23 protein-coding genes are annotated in these 21,576 nt (G+C 67.2%); 12 read left to right on the top strand and 11 right to left on the bottom strand.

The window, feature by feature from the left end; genetic code table 11:
• Window positions 1-71: 71 nt before the first annotated feature.
• On the top strand, window positions 72-1,649 hold the full coding sequence (locus OG326_RS10275; RefSeq protein WP_327144393.1) for an LCP family protein: 1,578 nt from the start codon (window positions 72-74) through the stop codon (window positions 1,647-1,649).
• Between the two features lie 40 nt (window positions 1,650-1,689).
• Here the strand turns inward: OG326_RS10275 and OG326_RS10280 are convergent, their stop codons facing one another.
• Entirely contained in the window at window positions 1,690-2,007 is a 318-nt protein-coding gene (locus OG326_RS10280) for an AzlD domain-containing protein (protein WP_327144394.1), read from the bottom strand.
• Window positions 2,008-2,715, bottom strand: coding sequence for an AzlC family ABC transporter permease (locus OG326_RS10285; RefSeq protein ID WP_327144395.1), 708 nt, complete (start codon window positions 2,713-2,715; stop codon window positions 2,008-2,010).
• Between the two features lie 75 nt (window positions 2,716-2,790).
• Between OG326_RS10285 and OG326_RS10290 the strand changes: the two genes are divergently transcribed.
• Window positions 2,791-3,363 carry a helix-turn-helix domain-containing protein gene (locus OG326_RS10290; RefSeq protein ID WP_327144396.1) on the top strand — a complete coding sequence of 191 codons (573 nt, stop codon included), beginning with the start codon at window positions 2,791-2,793 and terminating at the stop codon, window positions 3,361-3,363.
• A 15-nt stretch (window positions 3,364-3,378) separates the two neighbouring features.
• Here the strand turns inward: OG326_RS10290 and OG326_RS10295 are convergent, their stop codons facing one another.
• Entirely contained in the window at window positions 3,379-4,068 is a 690-nt protein-coding gene (locus OG326_RS10295; protein WP_327144397.1) for an HNH endonuclease, read from the bottom strand.
• A gap of 191 nt (window positions 4,069-4,259) precedes the next feature.
• Between OG326_RS10295 and OG326_RS10300 the strand changes: the two genes are divergently transcribed.
• The 5 genes from OG326_RS10300 to OG326_RS10320 all read left to right on the top strand — a co-directional run bounded on the left by OG326_RS10300 (window position 4,260) and on the right by OG326_RS10320 (window position 7,793).
• Window positions 4,260-4,673, top strand: coding sequence for a globin (locus OG326_RS10300; protein ID WP_327144398.1), 414 nt, complete (start codon window positions 4,260-4,262; stop codon window positions 4,671-4,673).
• Between the two features lie 166 nt (window positions 4,674-4,839).
• Window positions 4,840-6,450 (top strand): glycoside hydrolase family 13 protein, encoded by a 1,611-nt coding sequence (locus tag OG326_RS10305; RefSeq protein WP_327146430.1) that lies wholly within the window; start codon window positions 4,840-4,842, stop codon window positions 6,448-6,450.
• Between the two features lie 74 nt (window positions 6,451-6,524).
• Window positions 6,525-6,803: an aa3-type cytochrome oxidase subunit CtaJ gene (gene ctaJ / locus OG326_RS10310; protein WP_327144399.1), complete on the top strand. Its 279-nt coding sequence runs from the start codon at window positions 6,525-6,527 to the stop codon at window positions 6,801-6,803.
• Window positions 6,790-7,257 carry a DUF5130 domain-containing protein gene (locus tag OG326_RS10315; RefSeq protein WP_327144400.1) on the top strand — a complete coding sequence of 156 codons (468 nt, stop codon included), beginning with the start codon at window positions 6,790-6,792 and terminating at the stop codon, window positions 7,255-7,257. Before ctaJ ends, OG326_RS10315 begins: the two co-directional genes overlap by 14 nt.
• Before the next feature lie 89 nt (window positions 7,258-7,346).
• Entirely contained in the window at window positions 7,347-7,793 is a 447-nt protein-coding gene (locus OG326_RS10320; protein WP_327144401.1) for a helix-turn-helix domain-containing protein, read from the top strand.
• A 21-nt stretch (window positions 7,794-7,814) separates the two neighbouring features.
• Here the strand turns inward: OG326_RS10320 and OG326_RS10325 are convergent, their stop codons facing one another.
• The 3 genes from OG326_RS10325 to pepN all read right to left on the bottom strand — a co-directional run bounded on the left by OG326_RS10325 (window position 7,815) and on the right by pepN (window position 12,170).
• Complete coding sequence (locus tag OG326_RS10325; protein WP_327144402.1) at window positions 7,815-8,405, bottom strand: ClpP family protease; 591 nt, start codon at window positions 8,403-8,405, stop codon at window positions 7,815-7,817.
• Complete coding sequence (locus OG326_RS10330; RefSeq protein ID WP_327144403.1) at window positions 8,402-9,007, bottom strand: ClpP family protease; 606 nt, start codon at window positions 9,005-9,007, stop codon at window positions 8,402-8,404. The genes OG326_RS10325 and OG326_RS10330 overlap by 4 nt, the downstream gene beginning before the upstream one ends.
• A gap of 571 nt (window positions 9,008-9,578) precedes the next feature.
• On the bottom strand, window positions 9,579-12,170 hold the full coding sequence (gene pepN / locus OG326_RS10335) for an aminopeptidase N (protein WP_327144404.1): 2,592 nt from the start codon (window positions 12,168-12,170) through the stop codon (window positions 9,579-9,581).
• Between the two features lie 163 nt (window positions 12,171-12,333).
• Between pepN and OG326_RS10340 the strand changes: the two genes are divergently transcribed.
• Window positions 12,334-13,170, top strand: coding sequence for a phosphoribosylaminoimidazolesuccinocarboxamide synthase (locus OG326_RS10340; RefSeq protein WP_327144405.1), 837 nt, complete (start codon window positions 12,334-12,336; stop codon window positions 13,168-13,170).
• Between the two features lie 7 nt (window positions 13,171-13,177).
• On the opposite strand, the gene OG326_RS10345 is transcribed toward OG326_RS10340, so the two are convergent.
• Window positions 13,178-13,855: an NAD(P)H oxidoreductase gene (locus OG326_RS10345; protein WP_327144406.1), complete on the bottom strand. Its 678-nt coding sequence runs from the start codon at window positions 13,853-13,855 to the stop codon at window positions 13,178-13,180.
• Window positions 13,856-13,973: 118 nt separating this feature from the next.
• Between OG326_RS10345 and OG326_RS10350 the strand changes: the two genes are divergently transcribed.
• On the top strand, window positions 13,974-14,939 hold the full coding sequence (locus tag OG326_RS10350; RefSeq protein WP_327144407.1) for an AraC family transcriptional regulator: 966 nt from the start codon (window positions 13,974-13,976) through the stop codon (window positions 14,937-14,939).
• 48 nt (window positions 14,940-14,987) lie between these two features.
• On the opposite strand, the gene OG326_RS10355 is transcribed toward OG326_RS10350, so the two are convergent.
• From OG326_RS10355 to OG326_RS10365, 3 genes are all read right to left on the bottom strand, one after another.
• Window positions 14,988-16,262 (bottom strand): RNA polymerase sigma factor, encoded by a 1,275-nt coding sequence (locus OG326_RS10355; RefSeq protein WP_327144408.1) that lies wholly within the window; start codon window positions 16,260-16,262, stop codon window positions 14,988-14,990.
• A 29-nt stretch (window positions 16,263-16,291) separates the two neighbouring features.
• Complete coding sequence (locus OG326_RS10360) at window positions 16,292-16,693, bottom strand: YciI family protein (RefSeq protein ID WP_327144409.1); 402 nt, start codon at window positions 16,691-16,693, stop codon at window positions 16,292-16,294.
• Between the two features lie 105 nt (window positions 16,694-16,798).
• Entirely contained in the window at window positions 16,799-18,019 is a 1,221-nt protein-coding gene (locus OG326_RS10365; protein WP_327144410.1) for an NAD(P)/FAD-dependent oxidoreductase, read from the bottom strand.
• Window positions 18,020-18,184: 165 nt separating this feature from the next.
• Here OG326_RS10365 and OG326_RS10370 point away from each other — a divergent pair, with 165 nt between their 5' ends.
• On the top strand, window positions 18,185-18,820 hold the full coding sequence (locus OG326_RS10370; RefSeq protein ID WP_327144411.1) for a mycothiol-dependent nitroreductase Rv2466c family protein: 636 nt from the start codon (window positions 18,185-18,187) through the stop codon (window positions 18,818-18,820).
• 76 nt (window positions 18,821-18,896) lie between these two features.
• Here OG326_RS10370 and OG326_RS10375 read toward each other — a convergent pair whose 3' ends face one another.
• Window positions 18,897-19,934 (bottom strand): M48 family metallopeptidase, encoded by a 1,038-nt coding sequence (locus OG326_RS10375; RefSeq protein WP_442791018.1) that lies wholly within the window; start codon window positions 19,932-19,934, stop codon window positions 18,897-18,899.
• 164 nt (window positions 19,935-20,098) lie between these two features.
• On the opposite strand from OG326_RS10375, the gene OG326_RS10380 reads away from it, so the two are divergent.
• Together OG326_RS10380 and OG326_RS10385 are read left to right on the top strand one after the other, a co-directional pair.
• Complete coding sequence (locus OG326_RS10380) at window positions 20,099-20,569, top strand: ribose-5-phosphate isomerase (protein ID WP_327144413.1); 471 nt, start codon at window positions 20,099-20,101, stop codon at window positions 20,567-20,569.
• 3 nt (window positions 20,570-20,572) lie between these two features.
• Window positions 20,573-21,385: an Fpg/Nei family DNA glycosylase gene (locus OG326_RS10385; protein ID WP_327144414.1), complete on the top strand. Its 813-nt coding sequence runs from the start codon at window positions 20,573-20,575 to the stop codon at window positions 21,383-21,385.
• Window positions 21,386-21,576: the final 191 nt, after the last annotated feature.

The raw sequence follows: 21,576 nt of genomic DNA on the forward strand, positions 1-21,576 counted from the left end.
AGCCGATGCCGGATCACCGTCGACACGCTCGTAAACCCGCGCCGCGCCGTAAACCCGCACGGTCTCGCCGTGTGAGCGCGCCTCCCAGCACCTCCGAGCGCCGGCTGCGCCTGGCAGGCCGCGCGTTCGTCGCGCTGGTGGCGCTGGTGGTCGTGATCGGAACGGGAGCGGCCTGGCGCGGGTACCACGATGTCGTCGCGGGCGTGACCACCTCGGGCGCCCTGGGTGATGCGCCGAAGTCGGACGGCAAGGATCAGAACATCCTCATCATGGGGCTGGACAGCCGCCTCGACGAGCAGGGAAAACCGCTGCCGCAGGATATGTACGACGCGCTGCACGCCGGTGACGACAGTGTCGGCGGCTACAACTCGAATGTGCTGATCCTGATCCACATTCCGGGTGACGGCTCGAAGGCGACGGGCATTTCCATTCCCCGCGACGACTATGTGCAACTGGCGACCGCCGCGTGCGCCCAGGCGCCGTGCAAGGGCAAGATCAAGCAGGCGTACGGACTGGCCTACGACCTGGCCAAGACCAAGCTGGAGGCCGCCGGCGTCAAAGACCTGGACCTCGAGCAGCAGGCTCGTGAGGTGGGCCGCAAGGCCGAGATCGATACCGTGCGAGCCTTTCTCGGCGGTGTGACGGTCGACCATTTCGTCGAGGTGACACTGGTGGCGTTCTTCCAGCTCGCGCAGGTGGTGCAGCCGATCACGGTCTGCCTGAACGAGAACACCTCCGATAATTTCTCCGGCGCCGACTTCCACAAGGGCAAACAGGATATCGACGCCTCGCAGGCCATGGCCTTCGTGCGGCAGCGCCGTGATCCGGACCCGGATCTCAATTTCACCGATCTCGATCGCACCCGGCGGCAGCAGGCGTTCATCGTCTCGCTCATGCACAGCCTGCAGAGCTCCGGGGCCATGTCCAATCCGAGCCGACTACGCGATCTGCTGAATGTGGCCAAGCAGAACATCGCGATCGACGACAAGCTGGATCTGGCGTCGTTCGCTCAGCACGCGTCCGCGCTGACCTCGGGCGGAATATCGCTGTTCACGCTGCCGGTCAAGGACTTCGGTACCGACGACGCGGGGGAGGACATCAATATCGTCGATGTCAGCGAGATTCGGGCCATTGCGCACAATCTGCTCAGCGGGTCCGGTTCGGGCACAACCACGAGCACGACGACAACATCGGCCACGCCCACCAATATCGCCGCGGCCGCCGGGGTCACGCTGAACGTGGTGAACAGCACCGGCACAACAGGTCTGGCCGCCCGCGTCGCGGACTCCTTCACCGCCTTGGGGTTCACCCGCGGCACGGTGGAGACCGGCGCGAATCTCAGCAACAGCACCATCACCTACGGTCGTGGCGCCGATGCCGCGGCGTCGGGGCTCGCCGACAAGCTCGGCATTACCGCGACCAAGTCGACCTCGGTGGACTCGGGGACGGTGCAGCTGACCATCGGAACCGATCTGACCAGCTCGGGGCCGATCGCCGATCTGGCCAAGTCGACCGATGACAGCACGACCGCCACCACGACCACCGTCCCGCCGCCGCCTCCGGTGTCGGCCACCGCGACCGGCAGCAAGGCGCCCGCTCCCACCGATCTGTCCAATATGGATGCGGACGGCATTCCCTGCGTCAAATAGCGTCCATTTCGCGGAGCTGTTGCGGGACCGAGCCCTTCGCTCAGTGCACGCCGAGCATTCGCAATCCGGCGGTGACCACGGCGGCGGCGAGAATTACCAGCAATAGTGGCGCGCGCCGCCAGGCCAGCACCGCGGCGACGAGAACCCCTGCGGGGAGCGCGAATCCGATCTTGCCGCTGCCGGAGGGCATGAGCGTTGTGACGGCCAGCGCGGTCAGCAGCACGATGGAGGCGATCTCCAGCAGCTTGATCGTGCGCGGCGAAATCTGCACGCGTTTGCGCAATGCGGGTCCCGCGAATCGGAATGCGAAGGTGCCCACGGCAAGTGCGCAGACACCCGCGAGGAGTGTGCTTGTCATCTATGCGGCCTCTACGGCATCAGCGGGGACGTTCTCGGCGGCACCGGCGCGCCGGACGACCAGCAGCACCGCGGTCAGCGCGAGCAGTACCGGCAGCCCGGCTCCCAGGAAGGGTGTGGTGACCGCCGCGACGGCAGCGCCGGCGAGAGCGGCTGTGCGGGTGAGGGGTTCGCGCAGCGCCGGGAGCACGAGGGTGACCAGCACCGCGGGGAAGACCGCGTCCAATCCGAAGGCACTGGGATTCGGCACGACCGAGCCGAGCGCCGCACCCACCGCCGCTCCGATCGGCCATGCCGTCAGTACGGCGAGGCCGCACAGCCAATAGGCGGCCCGGCGGCGCGGGCGGTCGGGCTGGGCCAGCGCCATGGCAACGGATTCGTCGTTCATGACGTGCGTGCCGAGCAGTCGCCGCCACCCGGTGCCGACCACATCGGGCACGGAGAGCCCGTAGGGGAGGTGCCGCGCATTGACCAGCAGACCGGCCAGCACCGCGGCGACCAGACTGCCGCCCGCGGTCAGAATGCCGATGAAGACGAACTCCGAGCCGCCCGCGACCACGGCCACGCTGAGCAGTATGGGTAGCCAGGTCGGGAATCCGGAGGTGACGGTGGTGGCGCCGTAGGAGACGCCGATCATGGCGACTGCCAGGCAGATCGCCGCGATACCGGTGAGAGCACCCCGATCCAGTGTTCGCCATATCGAACGCATGTTGTCTATATTGAACGCATGTCGCCCGGTTAGTCAAAGGGGTAGCGGTGACGCCGGGTACTGTGTGAATCCGATATGACCGTGTCCGACAGCTCCTCGTCCGCATCCCCGCAGGAGGCGATAGCCGCCGCCCTGCGTCGTGAACGCGCCCGCTCCGGGCTCTCGCTCACCGAGGTCGCGCGCCGCGCCGGAATCGCGAAATCCACACTCTCGCAACTGGAGTCGGGTGCGGGCAATCCGAGCATCGAAACCCTGTGGGCGCTGTGCACCGCGCTCGACATTCCGTTCTCGCGACTGCTCGATCCGCCGCGCCCGGCGGTGCAGGTGATCCGCGCGGGTGAGGGCGCACAGCTCGCCTCCTCGCAGTCGGAGTACCGGACCACGCTGCTGGCCGCGTCCCCGCCCACTGCCCGGCGCGATATCTACCGCATTACCGCCGAACCCGGCCACCCCCGGGACTCGGATCCGCACAGTCGCGGCGTGGTCGAGCACATTGTGCTGGGTGCGGGCCTCGCCAAGGCCGGCCCCGCCGACGCTCCCGTGGAACTGCAGCCCGGCGACTACATCTGCTACCCCGGTGATATGCCCCACGTCTTCGAGGCGCTGGTCCCCGGCACCTGGGCGCTGCTCGTCAGCGAATACAGCTGACCCGAACGCTCGGGGCTAGGCCGCGCCCTCGCCGAGGTACTGCAGCCAGGTGGGATCCAATTCCGAACTGGCAGTGAGCAATCGCCAGTGCGGGCCCTTGGGCGACACCAGTTGATGGTGCAGGGTCCAGCCCAGCTCGCTGAGCATCTTGTCCGCCTTGCGGTGATTGCACGGCGCGCACGAGGCGACGCAGTTTTCCCACGTGTGCGGCCCACCGCGACTGCGCGGAATCACATGGTCGATGGTCTCGGCCTTGCCGCCGCAGTAGGCGCAGCGATACCGATCGCGATGCATGAGCGCGGCGCGGGTCATGGGCACGCGGGCGCGATAGGGGACGTGCACGTAATTGCGTAGTCGGATCACCGAGGGCAGCGCGACCGAGGTGCCGGCGGAGTGCACAACCGGGCCTTCGGGATTGTCGTGCACGGTCTGGGCTTTGTCACAGATCAGGAGCACGACCGCGCGGCGCGCGGAAAGGGCGGTGAGGGGTTCGTACGTGGCGTTCAAAAGCAGAACGCGGCTCTTCGACCAGCTCATGCCGGGCGGGGCTTCGGGCGGTTGATGCGCGTGGTCAGCATGGGCGCCCGAGTGATAGTCGGACAAGATGTGCAGCGGAGTAGCCCCCGACCCACGATTGTGGACGTCGGCGGGCTGGAGTTGTCGATGCGTGCGCGCCTCGTGCCGGGCGCTGTGCCGCTGCTTCATGGGCCTACCCCGCGTTCGTGTTCGTCCGATGATGTGGTATCTCGGCAGACTGCCACCCAGTTGACCATGGAATCGCGCACATTGCACGGTGATTTCGCACATTGTCGGGCACAAACGGATGAACGGGACGTGACGGTATGGAACGGTCCCGAAACCGGCCCGCGCAGCCGCTCCGGCGGGTCGAGGGCAGAATGGACGCCGTGACTTCGGGCGAGCAAACGACAACATCTTTTTACGAGGCCGTGGGCGGGGCCGAGACCTTCCAGCGGCTGGTTGCTGCGTTTTATCGCGAGGTGGCGGCGGACGAGGTGCTGCGGCCGCTCTACCCCGAAGCGGACCTGGGTCCGGCCGAGCGGCGGCTGCGCATGTTCCTCGAGCAGTACTGGGGCGGCCCGCGCACCTACGGTGAGGAGCGCGGCCATCCGCGGCTGCGCATGCGGCACCATCCGTTCACGATCGGCCCGATCGAGCGGGACGCCTGGCTGCGCGCCATGCACATCGCGGTGGCCGAGATCGAGCCCGCCGTCCTCGATGACCAGCACCGCAGGCAGCTGCTCGACTATCTGGAGATGGCCGCCAATTCGCTCATGAACTCGCCCATCTGAATTCGTCTCGCAGAAGCTGTAGGCCCCCAGAGCCTTTCCGGTCCGACCAATCGCCCGCTGATCATTTGCTGAAACTGGACAAGTGTCGCCGTCGAGCACACCGACAGCGTCATGCTTTGGCACCATTACGGCTGTGACCGACAACTCCGCCGCCCTGCCCGGCGCTGTGCAACCTGCCGTGCCAGGCCCCGCGCCCCTCCCGGCGCCGTGGTGGCGATCCGCTGTGTTCTATCAGGTCTACCCCCGATCCTTCGCCGACTCCGACGGTGACGGCATCGGTGACCTGCCCGGATTACGGGAAAAGCTCGGGTATCTGGAACTGCTGGGGGTGGACGCGCTATGGATTTGCCCGGTCATGCGCTCACCCATGGCGGACGGCGGCTACGACGTGGCCGACCCGCGCGATATCGATCCGCTCTTCGGCGGCCTGCGGGCCATGGACGAGTTGATCGACGAGGCGCACCACCGGCATATGCGGGTCACCATGGATCTGGTGCCCAATCACACCAGCGATCAGCATGCGTGGTTCGTGGCCGCGCTGTCCTCCGCGCCGGGTAGTCCCGAACGCGACCGGTACTACTTCCGCGACGGCCGGGGCGCGGATGGCAGTGCGCCGCCGAACAATTGGCCCAGTATTTTCGGCGGCCCGGCCTGGACCCGCATCACCGAGGCCGACGGCAGACCCGGGCAGTGGTATCTGCATATCTTCGCCCCGGAACAGCCGGATTTGAACTGGGAAAACCCGGATGTGCCTGCCGATTTCGAGCAGACCATGCGTTTCTGGCTGCGCCGCGGTATCGACGGATTCCGTATCGATGTCGCGCACGGTATGGCCAAACCCGCTGGTCTACCGGATATGGAAGTCCCGCAGCGCCCTGTCGACGATACCCATCTGGTGGTGCACGACGACAATGATCCGCGCTTCAACAACCCCGCCGTGCACGAAATCCACAGACGCCTGCGCACTGTCATGGACGAGTTTCCGATCGCGGTATCCATCGGTGAGGTGTGGGTCGACGACAACACCAGATTCGGCGACTATGTCCGCCCCGACGAGCTACATCTGGCGTTCAATTTCCGATTGGCCGAGACTCCTTTCCATCCCGACAGAATCCGTGACGCCGTGGACAATTCGCTGCGCGCGGTCGCCGCGGTCGGCGCCAGTCCGACCTGGACACTGTCCAATCACGATATCGAGCGTGAGGTCACCCGCTACGGGGGCGGCGATATCGGGCAGGCGCGGGCGCGGGCGATGATCATGCTGGAGTTGGCGCTGCCGGGCGCCGTATTCATCTACAACGGTGCGGAATTGGGTCTGCCGAATATCGACGACCTGCCCGAGGCGGCGCTGCAGGATCCGACCTGGGAGCGCTCCGGACATACCGAGCGGGGCCGGGACGGCTGCCGGGTGCCGCTGCCCTGGGAGGGCGAGCAGCCACCGTTCGGCTTCACCACGGGGCGTCCGTGGTTGCCCATGCCGGCGTGGTGGGCGACGGCGACGGTGGAGAAACAGCTGGAGAGATTGGACTCCATGCTTTCGCTGTATCGGATGGCTATCGAATTGCGGTCGGTGCGGCCGGAATTCGGCGGACCAGGGCTGGAGTGGTACGGAAGTCCGCCCGGCTGCCTGGCTTTCCGGCGGGACGGCGGGTTGTTGTGCGTGCTCAACGCGACGGATGCGCCGATAACTCTGCCCGCGGGTGAGGTGGTGCTGACGAGCACTCCGATTACCGCTGGAAAACTTCCGGCGAACTCTGCGGCATGGCTGATTCAGTAAGGATTCCGACGACACGTGCGCGCGCACGGTTACCAGTCGGCATGGACGATCCGGGCATCCATTAACGTTGAGCCGTGAGCATTCTCCAGACAGTGCTGATCTATGTCGGCATCCCGGTGGCGATCTATCTGGTGATCGCCGGATTGTCGTTCCTCGGCAGCCCGCTGCCCGGCAAGAAGCCGGACCACTACGAACTCGGTGCGAAGTGGACCCAGCCTCCGGTGCTGTGGAGCGCTACCGACGAGGTGACCGGTGCCGGGCACCACGATGCTGAGTCGGCGCATGGCAATCATGCTGCTATCGAATCCGCCGCGGCGGACCTGATCGGAGGCCGGGCAAGTGGCAAGTTCTAATTGGCCTGCGGTGAACGAGGCCGACCTACCCCACGGTTACGCCGTCACCACCAGCGGCCGCGTCTCCGGTGTGCACGAAGCCGGCGATGTGTTCAGCGAGGTGCCGTTCAGCGACCATGAGCGGCTGCTCATGGACAATGCGCTGACCGACGCCACCCGTGCCACCAAGGTGCGGTTCAACATCTACATCGGTGATCTGGGCGCGGATTCCGGCGCGGGCGCGGACGCGGTCTTCCCGGCTACGCCCGAGGCCACCCGCTCGGTGCTCATCGCCGTCGATCCGAACGCCAAGGCCATCGAGGTGCGTTCCGGCGCCGACGTCGCCGAGCGTGCGAACGATCGGGTCTGCCAGCTGGGCGCGACCGCCGCGCTGAGCTCCTTCCGCCAGGGCGAACTCATCGACGGACTGGTGTCCGCGGTGCGCGTCATGGCCGCCGCCATCGGCCGGGTCTAAACACCCCACAGGCGCCGCGACGGTGCGCCGTTTTCCGCTCTGAGCAGAACGGTGCGCCGCGCGCGGGCCTGCCGCCTTACGCTCGGACCATGTCCGAGCAGCCGCGCCTTCATTCGATTCCCGGTGGACGTGCCGATCGCGCCGATGCGCCACGGCCGCACGCGGTTCGCGAACCGCTGGCCCGTCCCGGCTCCCGCCCCGCGCCCCCGGCCGCTCGTGAGCCGCTGTGGCGGGAGGTGCTCGGCGCCCGGCTGCGCACCCTGCGCCAGGACCAGGGCGAGAAGCTCACCGAAACCGCTGCCCGCGCGGGCATCTCACCCCAGTACCTCTCCGAGGTCGAGCGCGGCCGCAAGGAACCCTCCAGCGAAATGATCGCCGCCCTGGCCGGCGCCCTCGGCACCACCCTCGCCGACTTGACGGCCCAGGTAGCCGCGGCCCTGCACCGCCAGAGCCTCGCTCTCACCAGCTCGTCCCCGCAGCGCATGGCAGTACCTGCTCCCCAGCGCATCACGGGCCCGGTCATGCTGGCCGCCTGACCTTTCCACTCACCGTCGAAATCAGTCTCGGGGGTCGAGGATTCGGTCGATGAGGCCGTAGTCGAGGGCTGCGTGGGCGGTGAGGACGCGGTCGCGGTCGGTGTCGCGGCGGAGGTCCTCGAGGGGTTTGCCGGTGTGGTTGGAGAGGATCGCTTCGACTTCGGCCCGGAGGCGGACTACCTCGTCGGCTTGGAGAATCAGGTCGGGGATGGTGCCGCGGCCGCTGATCGCGGGCTGGTGCAGGACGACTCGGGCGTGCGGGAGCATGGTGCGGCGGCCCTTCGCGCCACCTGCCAGCAACACCGCGCCGACGGCGATGGCCTGGCCTACGCAGGTCGTCGCGACCGGGGACGAGATGTGCTGGATGGTGTCGTAGACCGCGAGCATCGAGGTGAGTTCGCCGCCCTCGCAATTGATGTAGAGGTTGATCTCCTGGCCCGGACTGTCGGCGTCCAGATGCAGCAGCTGTGCGATGAGAGCATTGGCCACCCCGGAGTCGATGGGGGTGCCGAGGTACACGATGCGCTCGGCCAGCAGATGCGAGTAGACGTCCATGATGCGTTCGCCGCGCGGATGCTGGGCGATGACATTCGGAATCGTGTAGCTGGTCATTGTGAGATCCCCACCCTGTGCCGTTGCGGAACGATCTGCCAGAAGGATTCGACGATCCCGTCGATGAACCCGTACTCCTGCGCCTGCGCCGCGGTGAACCACCTGTCGTGCAGGGAATCCTCGTAGACCTGGTCGAAGGGCTGCCCCGTGTCCTCGGCGATCAGCCCGAGCACGGTCTGCACGGTGTAGCGCAGATCATCGGCCTGCACCTCCACCTCGACCGCACTGCCGCCGATCCCGGCCGACCCCTGATGCATGAGAATCCGGGCGTGCGGCAGCGCGAACCGCCGCCCCGCCGTCCCGGACGACAGCAGGAATTGCCCTGCGCTGCAAGCCAATCCGAGCGCGAGCGTCGACACCTCGCAGGGCACCAGCCGCATCACATCCCGAATGGCCAGCATGGCGGGCACCGATCCGCCCGGCGAGTGAATCCACAGCGAGATCCCCGCCTCGGAATCCTCCGCCGCCAGCTGCAGCATCTGCGTCATGAGCAGTGCGCCGTTGTCATCATCGAGTGGCCCGTCCAGCACCAGAATCCGCCTGCTGAACAGCTGTTCCCTAGTGCGCCAGTTGAACATCGGCGCCTTGTCGTCTTGTGCCATGCCCCCACCGTGCCCCACCCCCACCCCGGTTTCCGCCGGTGCTGCCCACAGCGGATCTGCTCACAGCAGCACGCCCACACAGCCCATGTCCGTGTCACACAACACCTCTCGACGCTGTGCCGATACGACACAGCTGTGCCGCGGATGCGAATGCTGCGTCCGCCCTCGCGGCGCTGTGCTCATGTGCAGTGGATCGGCCGGAACGCAACAGCCCGTGCCCTGTCCTCACAACCCCTGTGAGGGCTGTTCGGATGGGACACGGGCTGTGCGGTTGATGCTGAAGCTGCGTCTACCTCCTCGGCGCGCTGCGTCCGGAATGCAACAGCTCGTGTCCTGTCGCCGCAACCCTTGTGAGGTCTGTTCGGATGGGACACGGGCTGTGTGGTCCATGCGGAGGCTGCGTCTACCTCCTTGGCGCGCTGCGTCCGGGTGCGGAGCGGCGGCCGGAATGCAACAGCCCGTGTCCTGTCCGCGCAACCCCTGTGAGGGCTGTTCGGATGGGGCACGGGCTGTTTGGTCGGTGGGAGGGCGCAGCCACTGCCTTTATGGGCGGAGGGGCTGCGGGTGGGGGTTACTGCTTGTCGAAGGTGCGGGCGCGGAGGGAGCGTTCGATGCCGGCCTTGCCTTCGACCACGAGGCGGCGCAGGGCCGGGGGGTGGTCGTCGGCGAGGAACTTGTCGGCTACGGCTACTGCCTCTTCGGTGATGGACCAGTGGGGGTAGAGGCCCACTACGACGGTTTGGGCGACTTCGCTGGAGCGGCGCTCCCAGACGGAGGCGATTTCGGCGAAGTAGCGTTCGACGTACGGCGTGAGCAGGTGGGACTGGCCCACCGGGGCGAAGCCGGCGACGATGGCGCGGGCGGTGATATTGGGCACGGAATCGTCTTCCATGACCGTTGCCCAGGCCTTGGCCTTGACCGGGATCTGCGGGCGCGCGGTGGCTGCCGCGGCGGCCTGGCGGCGGCCGGCGGCGGTCGGGTCGCGGTCCAATTCGGCGTCGATGACGGGGGTTTCGATGCCGTCGGCATCGAGCGCGCCGTTGGCGGCGAGGGATTGGATGAGCCGCCAGCGCAGATCGGTGTCGACCTCCAGGCCCGGGAGCCCGGCGGCGGCGGTATCGCCCTCGAGGACCTGTCGCAGCGCCTCGACGTGGCGGACCGACAGGTGTGCGCCGGTGAGCGCGTTGGCGAAGGCCAGCTGCTCATCGGAGCCCGGTGCGGCGGCCCGGGCCAGCTGCAGCAGGCGGTCGGCGAATTCGGGCCAGCCGGTTTCGGTGGCCCAGTTCGGGTCGGCGTAGGAGGACAGTGCGGTGTGCGCCTGCATGAGAAGGCGCTGCACCACACCGATTTCGGTCTCCGCGCCCACGCCGCGCTGCACCAGCGCCACGAAATCGCGGGCCCGCATCTCGGCCTGCCGGGTCATTTCCCAGGCCGCCGACCAGGCCAGCGTGCGGGGGAGCGGTTCGGCGATATCGGCGATGCGGTCGAGGACGGTATCGAGGGATCCGGCATCCAGGCGCACCGAGCAGTAGGTGAGATCGTCATCGTTGACCAGCACCAGCTTGCCCTGCGCGACGCCGACCAGCTCCGGCACCTCGGTGCGCTCGACCGGGTTCACGTCGAGCTCGATGCGCTTGGTGCGCACCAGCTTTCCGTCCTGATCGTCGTAGACGCCGATGGCCAGGCGATGCGTGCGCCGCTCGCCCGCACCCGGCGCCGCACCGTCCTGAATGACGGTGAAGGAGCTGTACTTACCGTCCGCGTCCACCTCGAACTCCGGGCGCAGGATGTTCAGGCCGGTGGTCTTGAGCCACTGCGCACCCCAGTCGGACAGATCGCGACCGGAGGCCTTCTCCAGCGCGCCGACCAGATCGTCGAAAGTGGCGTTGCCGTAGGCGTGCTGGGTGAAGTAGTCGCGCAGACCCGCCAGGAACGGCTCCTGGCCGACATAGGCGACAAGCTGCTTGAGCACCGAAGCGCCCTTGGCATAGGTGATTCCGTCGAAGTTCACCTCGACCGCGTGCAGGTCCGGGATATCGGCGGCGATCGGGTGGGTGGAGGGCAGCTGGTCCTGGCGGTACGCCCAGGACTTCTCGACATTGGCGAAAGTGGTCCAGGCATTGGTGTATTCGGTCGCGCCGACCTGGCAGAGCACCGAGGCGAAGGTGGCGAACGATTCGTTCAACCACAGGTCGTCCCACCACTTCATGGTGACCAGGTCGCCGAACCACATGTGCGCCATTTCGTGCAGCACCGTCTCGCAGCGGCGCTCGTACGAGGCACGAGTCACCTTGGAGCGGAAGACATAATCCTCGAGGAAGGTGACCGCGCCTGCGTTTTCCATTGCGCCCGCGTTGAATTCGGGGACGAACAGCTGGTCGTACTTGCCGAAGGCATACGGCACACCGAAATTGGTGTGATAGAAGCCGAAACCCTGCTTCGTCTCGGTGAAAAGCCGTTCGTGGTCCATGTATTCGGCCAGTGAGGCACGGCAGTACAGGCCCAGGGGGATCTCGCCGTGCTCGTCGGAGAAGCTGTCGGTCCACTTGGCGTACGGCCCGGCGATGAGCGCCACCAGATAGGTGCTCATGCGGGGTGTGGTGGCGAAGGTGTGCTCGACCACGGCGCCGATGGTGCGGGTCGCGATGCCCGCGCCATTGGAGATGACCTCCCAGTCCGACGGCGCGCTCACGATCATGTCGTAGGTCGCCTTGAGGTCCGGCTGATCGAAGCAGGCGAACATGCGCTTGGCATCGGCGGTTTCGAACTGCGAGTACAGGTACACCTTGTTATCGGTGGGATCGACGAACCGGTGCAGGCCCTCGCCGGTGTGCGAGTACTCGGCGTCGGCCTCGATGACCAGCTCATTGCGCGCGGCCAGACCGGTGAGCGTCAGGCCCTTCGACTCGTCGTAATCGCTGACGTCGACGGGGGCGCCGTTCAGGACGGCCGAGCGGAGGCCCGCGCCCACGAAGTCGATGAAGGTCTGTCCGCCCGGTGTCGCCGTGAACGTCACCGTGGAACGGGAGAAGAAGCGCTCACTCGTCGCGGCTTCGGCGCTGGTGGGTTGTCCGGTCAAATCCAATTCGACGCGGTAGTTCTCCACCTGGACCGTTGCTGCGCGTTCGATCGCCTGCTCGCGGGTGAGATTCGGTGCGGACAAGGGGGCTCCTTCGCTCTCGGAGAACTGTGCCGTGCAATAGGCCCGACCTTGCCAACAATGCCATGTCCGGCTATCCGATGGTGGGCAGATACGGCGGGGTGCGAGCCGGTGCGGGCCCGTCGGTAGGCTGTGCGGCGGCAGTGATCCAGCACGAGGAGGACAGTTGAAGCACATCCACGCCGGTAAAGTGCGCGACCTCTACGAGGACGGCGAATCGCTGATCCTGGTCGCCTCGGACCGGGTGTCGGTGTTCGACGTGGTGCTGCCCACCCCGATTCCGGAGAAGGGTGCGATGCTCACCCAGCTGTCGAACTGGTGGTTCGACTTCTTCGGTGATGTCCCCAATCACATTCTCTCCACTACCGATGTGCCCGCCGAGTTCGCGGGCCGCGGTGTGCGCGTGAAGCCGCTGAAGATGCTGAAGGTCGAATGCGTCGCACGCGGCTATCTGACCGGCGGCGGGCTGGCCGAGTACAAGCGCAGCGGCACGGTGTCCGGCATTGCGCTGCCGCCCGGTCTGCGGGACGGCGACAAGCTGCCCGAGCCGCTCTTCACCCCCTCCACGAAGGCCGATGAGGGCCATGACGAGCCCATCTCGTTCGCCGATGTGGTGAACCAGGAGGGCCGCGAGGTCGCCGAGCAGCTGCGCGATCTGACCCTGGGGATCTACTCCCGAGGCGCCGAGCACGCCGCCGGGCGCGGTGTCATCATTGCCGACACCAAGGTCGAATTCGGCTGGGACGGTGACGTTCTCACCCTCGGCGACGAGGTCCTCACCTCCGATTCCTCGCGCTTCTGGCCCGCCGACGACTACGAGCCCGGCCGCCCCCAGGCCTCCTTCGACAAGCAGTACGTCCGCGACTGGTCGGTGTCCACCGGCTGGAACAAGGAGTACCCCGGCCCCGATGTCCCCGCCGACGTCATCGACGTCACCCGCCAGAAGTACATGCAGGCTTACGAACTCATCACCGGCAACCCCTGGACCGGCATCTCCCTGTAGTCCCGAGTCAGGCCGGGACGCGGTCTGAGGTGAGGAACTCTGCGACGTATTCGGCTGCCTTGCTTTCGAATTCGGCGAAATGGGTGTCGCGGGCCGTGCCGGTGACGGCGTCGCCGATGTGGAGGGTGCCGTGGGCGTCCAGGCGCTGCGGGCGTTCCTCGGCGTCGGGGAGCAGTGCTATGCGGGAGTCGGAAAGGCCGCAGTAGTAGGCGATTCCGGCGCTGAGCTGGTTTTCGAGCATGGTGTGCATGACCGGGATCACGTCGTCGTCGGCGGTGGCGCCGGCCAGTCCGATCCACAGCATGCGCTTGCCCGCGAGCTTGGCTTTGCTGCGGCCGTAGGCGAATCCGTAGTTCCAGACGCGGTCGATCCAGCCCTTGAGCAGGGCGGGTGCGTAGGACCAGTACACGGGGAAGACCGCGATGATGAGGTCGGCGGCGAGAATGCGCCGCATATGCTCTTCGACCTCGGGGGAGTAGGGCTTGTCGCGGTCGTTCCAGTCGGGTTGATCGGCGGTGTTCATGCGCGGGTCGAAGCCCTCGGCGTGCAGATCGAGCAGATCGACCCGGTATCCGGCCGATTCCAGCTGGTACACCGTCCGGCGGGCGATGTGCGCGGTCAGCGAATCCTGCCGATGGTGGGACAGGACGACGAGAGCGGTGCGCTGGGATGCGTTGTGCGACAAGGGAAATCCTCCTGGGTCTGCGGTGCTGCCTGTCTTGTCTGCCCAGTACATCGTGGATTCCGTAGACGATCCATGGGTGAGAAGCTCCTGTGGATAGGAATTCGTCTACGCTCGAAGCGTGGATCCCTTGAGTCAGCTGCTGGGCGGTATTCGCGCCGAAGGTTCGGTGGTCACGCATGCGGTGCTCGCCGCCCCGTGGAGCATCCGTTTCCCCGACCGCGCCCCGCTGACCATGGTGACCGTGCTGCGCGGCGGCGGCACGCTCGTGCTGGCCGATGGCGCCTGCACCGAACTGATCGGCGGTGATACCGCGATCGTGCGCGATCTCGAACCCTTCCACTTCGCCGACCACCCGGACTCGCTCGGCCGCCCGCATACCGAGTACGAGATCGCCTGCTTCGCCGAGGAAGCCTGTGAGACAGGGGATTTGAGCGGCATCGCCTGGGGTGACGACTCCGAGAACGCGACCGTCCTGGTTGTCGGCGCGTATCACGCCCCGGCCCGCCGCCACGAACGTTTGGTGCGTGCCCTCCCGCCGGTGCTGGTGGTCGCCGATGACACCGATCTCTGTCCCTGGATGGAGGCGGCCGCCGCGGCCGCCGTCGGGCAGAGCGCCGGATCGCAGGCCATGATGGATCGCCTGCTGGACTGGGGCCTGGTGTGCACCCTGCGCAGCTGGTTCGAGAAGGCGGGTGCGGAGGCGCCGAGTTGGTATCGCGGCGTGAACGATGAACTCGTCGCGCCCGCACTGCAGGCCATGCATGCCCGCCCCGGGGTGCCCTGGACGGTGGCCTCCCTCGCCGCCACCTCCGGTGTCTCGCGGGCGTTGTTCGCCAAGCGCTTCGCCGCCGTCATGGGCCGCCCACCGCTGGCCTACCTCACCGAATTTCGCATGGACGAGGCCGAAGAACTGCTCTGCACAACGGATCTCACCGTGGTCCAGATCGCTAAATCACTCGGTTATGCCGACGCCTTCGGTTTCAGTGCCGCGTTCAAACGCCATAGAGGTATGAGCCCCAGCGTCTTTCGCACATCCACCGTGGCGCTCGCCCCGCGCCTCATGCCGTCACGGGTGGGCGGCTGACAGCCGGTTCCGGGATCTCACCGCGATAGGCCGCGATCTCGACGAGGATCAGGAGTTGCGGAGACGGGCGGCGCGGAGGGTGAGGTAGTCGCGTTCGGGGACGCTGGTGGTGCGGCGGGCGGCGGCGGTGTAGGCGGCGATGGCGGCGGGCGGGTCGCCTGCCATTTCGTAGAGGTGGCCGCGGACGGCTTCGAGGCGGTGCGAGCCCTTCAGGGTGTCGTCCAGAGTATTGGCGAGATCGAGGCCGGCCTGCGGGCCGTGGACCATGGCGAGGGCGACGGCGCGGTTGAGGGTGACCATGGGATTGGGCGTGAGGAGTTCGAGTCGGCTGTACAGCACCAGGATTCGATCCCACTCGGTGTCCTCGGCATGGCGGGCCTGGGCGTGCAGCGCCGCGATGGCCGCCTGGATCTGATACGGCCCGGTGAGTCCGCCGGGGAGCGTGGCGGTCACCAGTCGGATGCCCTCGACCATGGTGGCGCGGTGCCAGCGGCCGCGATCCTGTTCGGCGAGCGGGATGAGTTCACCGTGCGGCCCGGAGCGGGCGGCGCGGCGTGCATCGGTGAGCAGCAGTAATGCCAGCAGGCCGGTGACCTCGGAATTGTCCGGCAGCAGCCGGTGCAGGGCGCGGGCCAGCCGGATCGCTTCGGCGGAAAGATCATTGCGGCGCAGTGCGGAACCGGTGGTGCTGTGCCCCTCGGTGAAAATCAGGTAGAGCACGTGCAGAACCGCCCCGACCCGATCCCGCCATTGCTCCGGGTATCCGGATTCGTCCAGGGCCGCAGGGCTTTCGCCGCCGGGCAGCGTGAAGGGCCGATCCACGGCCGCGAGGCGCTTCTTGGCACGCGAGATGCGTTGCGCCATGGTCGCTTCCGGCAGCAGGAAGGCGCGGGCGATCTCATCGGTGGTGAGACCGCCGACCGCCCGCAGCGTCAGAGCGATCGCACTGGCGGGGGAGAGCACCGGATGGCAGCACAGGAAGAACAGCGTGAGCGTGTCGTCCCGATCCTCCAGGCCGTCGGACAGATCGACCGGCGTCGCGACTTCCCGCAGCGCCGTGGCGGTTTCGCGATTGCGCCGGGCCACCTCGGCCCGCACGGTGTCGACCAGGCGCCGCTGCGCCACCTGGATCAGCCAGCCGCGCGGATTCTCCGGCCGCCCCTCGGCGGGCCACTGGGTCGCCGCCGCCAGCATGGCCTCCTGCAGCGCGTCCTCCGCGGTGTCGAAATCGCCGTAGCGCCGAGTCAGCACGCCGAGCACCTGCGGCGCGAGTTCGCGCAGCAGGTCCTCGATTTCGTACTGGGATACCGGGAAGTCGGTCACATGCGTCTCAGAATCGTTGCCGCGCGGTCTTATTCGTCGCTGGCGGGTGCGGACATCACCGCGCGAACCTCGATGAGTTCACCGATCGGCTTACCACCGGGTCCGGGTGCGGCCGAGGCCTGCGCGGCGATCTCCAGCGCCCGCTCGGTGCTCTCGACATCGACGATCCAGTATCCGGCGAGGAATTCCTTGGTCTCCGGGAACGGCCCGTCGGTCACCACCGCGGCGGACCGCCCGTCCGAGCTGACCAGTCGCGCCTCGTCCGGCCCGGCCAGCCCCTGGGCGTCCACCAGCTCACCGGATTTGGCCAGCTCCGCGCCGAGCGCGCGCTGAAAGTCGATATGCGCCTCGATCTCCTCGGGCGTCCACTCATTGATCGGGGTATCGCAGTAGGCGGCGGGGCTGTAGGTCTTCAGCAGCATGTACTTCATGGTCGGCTCCTCGATGTCCGGTGCGCCGCGGTGGCGCGCTCGCGGATAGGTCGGAGCCTGACCCGCGATTTCGACACACTTCGGGATCTCGGATGGTGAGGGTCGTCACAGGGGTGTGCCGGTATCGGCCAGGCGGTCCGGATCGACGGCCTCCCCGCTCAGAATCAGCTCCTTGATCCGATCGGTCACATCCCACACATTCACATTCATTCCGGCCAGCACCCGGTTTCCGGAATCCAGCCAGAACGCCACGAACTCACGCTTACCGAGATCGCCGCGCACGACCACGCGGGCGTCCTGGTTCGCGCCGACATAGCCGGTGTATTCCATACCGAGGTCGTACTGATCGGTGAAGAAGTACGGCAGCCGGTCGTATACGGCGGGTTTGTCGAGCATGGTCGCGGCCGCGACGTCGGGCTGGTTGAGCGCATTCGCCCAGTGCTCCACCCGAATTCGCCGCCCGAGCAGCGGATGCTGCTGATCGGCGATATCGCCGACGGCGACAATATCCGGATCGCTGGTGGCCAGGCTCTCGTCCACCAGCACGCCCTCGTCGGTGGCCAGACCGGCGTCGACGGCGAGGTCGATATTGGGTCGCGCGCCGACCGCGACCAGCACCGCATCGGCCTCGATGACGGTGTCATCGGCCAATCGCACGCCGGTCGCCCGCCCGTTCGCGGTGGTGATCTCGGCCACCTTGGTCTCGAGGCGCAGGTCGACGCCGTGGTCCCGGTGCAGGTCGGCGAAGACCGTGCCGATCTGCGCGCCGAGCGCCGTCTGCAGCGGCGCGGCCAGCGTTTCCAGAACGGTGACCTCGACGCCGGCCGCCCGTGCGGCGGCGGTGACCTCCAGGCCGATCCATCCGGCGCCGATCACCACCAATCGCCGTGCGGTGCCGAACATTTCGAGCAGCGCCAGGGAATCCTCGGCGGTGCGCAGGGTGTAGACCCCCTCGGCGTCCGCGCCCGGGATCGGCAGACGGCGGGGCCGAGATCCGGTGGCCAGCGCCAATTTGTCGTAGGGCAGCGTTGTACCGTCCGGCAGCGCAATGGTTTTGGTGGTGCGGTCCAGAGCGGTCACCGTGGTGCCGAGCAGCACCTCGATATGGTGGTCGCGGTACCACTGCGCGGGATCGACAGTGCAGTCCTCCGGCGTCTTCTTGCCCAGCAGACACTCTTTCGACAGCGGCGGCCGCTCGTAGGGCAGCCGCTCCTCCGCGCTGACGAGGGTGACCGTGCCCTGGAAATCATTGGCGCGCAGCGCTTCCGCGAGCTTGGCGGCTGCCAGCCCACCACCTGCGATGACGAACCTGGAACCCGTGGTCATAACCCATGACCTCCCTGCGCCGCACATCCGCGGCTGCCGACGACGAGGCTGATAACCGACCCTAACGCGCGGCGGGGGCGCCTAGGCGGAAATAACGGCAACAAGGTGCATTGTTGCCCAAGGGGGACGGCCGCTTCCGGCCACCGATTGCGAAAGGGACTACCCGTGAGTGACACCAAGAAGGACCGGGTCGACTTCTGGTTCGATCCGCTGTGCCCGTGGTGCTGGATCACCTCCCGCTGGATCCTCGAGGTCGAGCAGGTCCGCGATATCGAGGTGAATTTCCATGTCATGAGCCTGGCCGTGCTCAACGAGGGCCGTGAGGGCCTGCCCGAGCGGTACGTGGAGATGATGAAGACCGCCTGGGGTCCGGTGCGTGTGGCGATCGCCGCCGCGCAGGCCAATGGCGACAAGGTGCTGTCCCCGCTGTACACCGCGCTGGGCACCCGCATCCATAATCGCCGCGCCGAGTACGAGGACCAGCCCGACTTCCTGAATGTGATCGTCGCCGAATCGCTGGCGGAGGTCGGCCTGCCCGCCGATCTCGCCGCGGCCGGCGCCAGTGGTGAGTACGACGAGGCGCTGCGCATCTCGCATCACGAGGGCATGGACAAGGTCGGCCCGGATGTCGGCACGCCGACCATCCATATCAATGGCGTCGCCTTCTTCGGCCCGGTGCTCTCGCGCATTCCGCGCGGTGAGGTCGCCGGCAAGGTGTGGGACGGTGCGGTCGCGCTGGCGTCCTACCCGCACTTCTTCGAGATCAAGCGCACTCGCAACGAGGACCCGGTCTTCGACTGAGTGGTTGCGCTACTGCCCTGAGCAATGCGAACGGGCCTGCTGTCCGGCAGGCCCGTTCGTGGCCGGACGCGAGGGCTCAGCGTGGTCCGAACTGTGCTGTCGGATCCCCGTATCCGCCCTGATAGGGCTGCTGCGTATAACCGCCCTGCGGTGGGTAGCCACCCTGTGGCGGGTAGCCGCCGCCGTAGGGCTGGAAGTTCGCCGGGGGCTGCATGGCCATGGGCGCGGAGGGTCGCAGGAAGAGCTTGCCGTGCCGGCTGCGGTCCCGCAGCGCCCACATGCGCCAGGTCAGCACCGGATGGCTGGACATCGCATTGACGATCCAGACGAAGAAGCCCTTCTCCTGCGGAGCCCGGTCCGCCATCTCGTCGAATCCGACGAGCGAATTCAGATATTTGCCGCCCGCGAGGGTCTGCATGGCGGTCGGCGCGCCCGCGTGCCGATTGCAGAAGCCGTGGTTGTCGGCCGTGTACTCCTGCGCGCGAATGAGCGAGCTGCCGAGCAGCGGCAGGAACGGGCCGAGGAACATGCCGAGCTGCCGCCAGTAGGACACATGCCCGGCGGCGATATGCCCGACCTCATGGCCGATGATGAAGGCCAGTGCGTCGGGTTGCCGTGCGGCGCCGCCGATTTCGAACAGATCGGCGTAGACGACCACGAACCGCCGGAAGCCGTGACCGGAGGCGAAGGCATTGATCTGACCATTGCCGAGCACCACGTACGCGTCCGGCACCTTGGCCATGCCGAAGCGTCCGGCCGCCTCCTGGACCATGCGGTAGCCCTCGGGGAACTGGGTGGGCGACATCTTCACGCCATTGACCCGCTGGGTCGAGAAGGTCATACCGCGCTGGGCCCACAGCAGCAGCGGCGCGAACGCCAGCAGCAGCACATACTGGTTGACGCTGCCGGTCACCAGCAGCAGCAATGCCAGCAGATACGCCAGCGCCGTGGCGACGACCACGACAACCAGCAGTGGAATCTCCCAGCTGTGCCGGGCGGGCATACCGAACGGCGACAGGCCGCGGGTCTGGTCGTGCGGCGGAATCTGCGGCGGCGAATACGGTTGCTGCTGCGCCCATCCGGGCGGGCCGGTCTGCGGATTCCATCCGGCCATACCCGTGACCGGATTCCATTCCGGATAGCTTCCGGTCGGCGGGCCCCCCGTATGTGCGTTCGGCGGTGGTGACTGATCGTCGGACGTCATGCTCAGAACTCTATGTGCCGGACGCGGTCATCCCCAGGTGAGCCGGTCTGCGGCGGCCTGACAGAATCGCAGCCATGCGCGTATACCTGGGTGCCGACCATGCCGGCTTCGAACTGAAGAACACTGTCAAGGCCCACCTCGAGGGCCAGGGCCACGATGTCGTCGATGTCGGCGCGCTGGAATACGACGCCCTCGACGATTACCCGGCCTTTTGCATCGAGGCCGCCCGCCGCACCGTGGCCGATCCGGGCAGCCTGGGCTTCGTCTTCGGCGGTTCCGGCAATGGCGAGCAGATCGCCGCCAACAAGGTGGCCGGCGCCCGCTGCGCCCTCACCTGGAGCGTGGAGACCGCGCAGCTCGCGCGCCAGCACAACAATGCGCAGCTGGCCGGCATCGGCGGCCGCATGCATACCGAAGCGGAAGCCCTCGCCATCGTGGACGCCTTCGTCAGCACCCAGTGGTCCGAGGAGCCGCGCCACCAGCGCCGCATCGACATCCTCGCCGAGTACGAGAAGACCGGTATCGCTCCGGCTCTGCCGAACTGACCTGTGCCCGAAGGACATACGCTGCACCGCCTGGCGAAGCTGCACCACAAGCGCTTCGCCGGCGGTGAGGTCCGAGTATCGAGCCCCCAGGGCCGCTTCGCCGACGGCGCCGCCCGCCTCGACGGCCAGGTGCTGACCCGCGCCGAAGCCTGGGGCAAACACCTACTGCACCACTACGATTCGGGCCTCATCGTCCACATCCACCTGGGCCTGTACGGCAAATTCACCGAATCCCCGTTCCCCCTGGGTGAACCGGTGGGCCAGGTCCGCATGCGCCTGATCGGCGCCGGCCGCACCGGAGACGTCTTCGGCACCGACCTGCGCGGCCCCACCGCCTGCGAAATCCTGCTCCCTCCCGAGGTCACCGCCCTCACCGACCGCCTCGGCCCCGACCCGCTCCGCAAGGACGCCGACCCGGACCGCGCCTGGCATCGCATCAGCCGCTCGCAGCGCCCGATCGGCGCACTGCTGATGGATCAGAAGGTCCTCGCGGGCGTCGGCAACGTCTACCGCGCGGAAATCCTTTTCCGCCACGGTATTTCCCCCGATCGTCCCGGCACCCAGCTCACTTATGAAGAGTGGCAAGCGATCTGGTCCGACCTCGTCGACCTGATGAAGGTAGGCGTCCGCCGCGGCGTAATGGTCGTAGTGCGCCCCGACGACGACCACGGCGCCCCGTCCTACGCCGCCGACCGCCCCCGCACCTACGTCTACCGCCGCGCCGGTGACCCCTGCCGCCTCTGCAGTACCCCGGTCCTCCACTCGGTCCTCGAAGGCCGAAACCTGTTCTGGTGTCCCACTTGCCAACCCTCCTGATCGAGGCGGGCAATGAGCCCTTCTACCTCGGTTTTCTGCAGAATTTCGCACGCGGTGGGACCGGGTAGGTCGGTGCCGTAGAGGTCACCGAGAAATGCGGTGCCAACTCGGCCAGGTCTGATCACAGTGCCGCCCTATCGGGGATGTGCTGTGCGCGCATGAATCCGCTGCTGAATGGTCAGTAGCAGGTG

The organism is Nocardia sp. NBC_01327 (assembly GCF_035958815.1).
Classification (GTDB): Bacteria; Actinomycetota; Actinomycetes; order Mycobacteriales; family Mycobacteriaceae; genus Nocardia.

Coding starts and splice junctions, on each gene's coding strand:
- OG326_RS10280 (WP_327144394.1), bottom strand. CDS start 2,007: ATGACAAGCACACTCCTCGCGGGTGTCTGCGCACTTGCCGTGGGCACC.
- OG326_RS10285 (WP_327144395.1), bottom strand. CDS start 2,715: ATGCGTTCGATATGGCGAACACTGGATCGGGGTGCTCTCACCGGTATC.
- OG326_RS10290 (WP_327144396.1), top strand. CDS start 2,791: ATGACCGTGTCCGACAGCTCCTCGTCCGCATCCCCGCAGGAGGCGATA.
- OG326_RS10295 (WP_327144397.1), bottom strand. CDS start 4,068: ATGAAGCAGCGGCACAGCGCCCGGCACGAGGCGCGCACGCATCGACAA.
- OG326_RS10300 (WP_327144398.1), top strand. CDS start 4,260: ATGGACGCCGTGACTTCGGGCGAGCAAACGACAACATCTTTTTACGAG.
- OG326_RS10320 (WP_327144401.1), top strand. CDS start 7,347: ATGTCCGAGCAGCCGCGCCTTCATTCGATTCCCGGTGGACGTGCCGAT.
- OG326_RS10325 (WP_327144402.1), bottom strand. CDS start 8,405: ATGACCAGCTACACGATTCCGAATGTCATCGCCCAGCATCCGCGCGGC.
- OG326_RS10330 (WP_327144403.1), bottom strand. CDS start 9,007: ATGGCACAAGACGACAAGGCGCCGATGTTCAACTGGCGCACTAGGGAA.
- OG326_RS10360 (WP_327144409.1), bottom strand. CDS start 16,693: ATGAAGTACATGCTGCTGAAGACCTACAGCCCCGCCGCCTACTGCGAT.
- OG326_RS10365 (WP_327144410.1), bottom strand. CDS start 18,019: ATGACCACGGGTTCCAGGTTCGTCATCGCAGGTGGTGGGCTGGCAGCC.
- OG326_RS10375 (WP_442791018.1), bottom strand. CDS start 19,934: ATGGCCGGATGGAATCCGCAGACCGGCCCGCCCGGATGGGCGCAGCAG.
- OG326_RS10380 (WP_327144413.1), top strand. CDS start 20,099: ATGCGCGTATACCTGGGTGCCGACCATGCCGGCTTCGAACTGAAGAAC.